1 protein-coding gene is annotated in these 1,657 nt (G+C 69.8%); it reads right to left on the bottom strand.

Going from position 1 to position 1,657, the window contains the following annotated elements; all coding sequences use genetic code 11:
• On the bottom strand, positions 1-1,634 hold a 1,634-nt coding region (locus ACIPLC_RS38175; protein ID WP_400477661.1), incomplete at its 3' end, for a polyketide synthase dehydratase domain-containing protein.
• Positions 1,635-1,657 lie beyond the last annotated feature (23 nt).

Genomic DNA, 1,657 nt, shown 5'->3' with positions numbered 1-1,657 from the left:
CGAACCTCGCCCTCAGCCAGCACCACCCCACCGGCCGGCACCAACGCCAGATTGCCCAGCTCACCCTTCTCCGCAATATCCAACCGCCAGGGCTGCGAGGGTGTCAGCAGGCCCGACCCAGTGCCGACGCGCACCAGGCGGCCCACACGGGCGACGCCGTCGCGCACCAGCGCCTGGGGTTCACCGCTGGCCACCAGGTCAGCCAGCACCGCACCGGCGGCACCGACCACATCGACGAGCACGAACCGGCCCGGTTCCTCGGACTGCGCCGACCGCACCAGACCCCACACCGCAGCACCCACCACGTCGCCGGGCACATCGCCCAGGCCGGCCGCGATCGCACCCCGCGTCACGAATACGACCTTGGTCGCATCGAACTGGCGGTCCGACAGCACGGCCTGGATCTGACCGAGTGTAGAGGCCACAGCGATGTGCGTCCGGTCGACCTCGCTGCCCTCACCGGTCGTGGTCACCGGCACGACCACCACGTCGACCATCGACGACTCGGCCGCTGCAGCCAGGTCCGGCCAGACCGTGACAGTGTGCCCGGAGGCCTCCAGCTCGGCGACGAGCGGATCGGCGTCTGCCGTCACCGCGCACCGCAGTGGGTCGGCGGGCGTTACCGGCGTCAGGGGAAGCCAGTCCATCCGCAGCAAGTCGTCATGTGCGCCGGTCGGTTCGATCTGACCGGCTTCCGTCACGATCGGCCGGGCGAGCAGCGATCCGACCGAGAGCACGGGCTGCCCGGACTCGTCTGCCGCCTGGATGGCGAAGGTGTCACGTTCGGACGAGGTGATCCGTACCCGCAGGACAGTGGCGCCCGTGGCGGTCAACGTGACGTCGGACCATGAGAACGGCAGCGACGGCTCGTCATCGGGGTTAGCGAGCACGATGGCGTGCAGGGCCGCGTCCATCAGCGCTGGGTGCAGGCCGAAACGCTCCGCCTCGGGCGCTCCGCCCACCGGCAGGGCGACTTCGGCGAACAGGTCGTCCCCTCGCCGCCATACAGCACGCAGGCCACGGAACACCGAACCGTAGTCGAACCCGAGCGCGCCAAGGGTTTCGTAGGCGTCGCCGGCTTCCACCAGGGTGGCACCGGCAGGCGGCCACTCGGTCAGCTCGAACGGCTGCCCCGACGCCTGAGGCACCAGTGTGCCGGTTGCGTGGTGCAGCCACGGCCCAGCGCTGTCCTCAGCATGGGAATGTACGGTCACCGACCGACGGCCCCCCTCGTCCTCACCCACGGCGACCTGGAGCACGACCGCTCCGTGCTCGGGCAGGATCAGGGGTGCCGCAAGGGTCAGATCCTCGATGGCCCCACAGCCGACCTCGTCCCCGGCGCGGATGGCCATCTCAACGAATGCGGTGCCGGGCAGCAGAACCGTGCCCTGCACCGCATGTCCGGCCAGCCACGGTTGTGTACTCAGCGACAGCCGGCTGGTGAACAGCAAGCCACCGATGGCAGGTTTGACGAGCGCGCGGAGCAACGGATGTCCGACCGGTGTCTGCCCCACACTGGACACATCGCCCGAGTCCGCATCCGGCGCCTGCCAGTAGTGCTCGTGCTGGAAGGCGTAGGTGGGCAGGTCGGTGTGTCGGGCGTGGCTGCCGGCGAAGTAGGCAGGCCAGTCCACCGGGACTCCGGCCGTGTAAGCAC

Origin of the sequence: Kitasatospora sp. NPDC086801 (assembly GCF_044745805.1) — a bacterium.
Taxonomy (GTDB): domain Bacteria; phylum Actinomycetota; class Actinomycetes; order Streptomycetales; family Streptomycetaceae; genus Kitasatospora.
The sequence above is the reverse complement of the archived record's forward strand: the minus strand, read 5'-3'. Positions and strand labels throughout refer to the sequence as shown.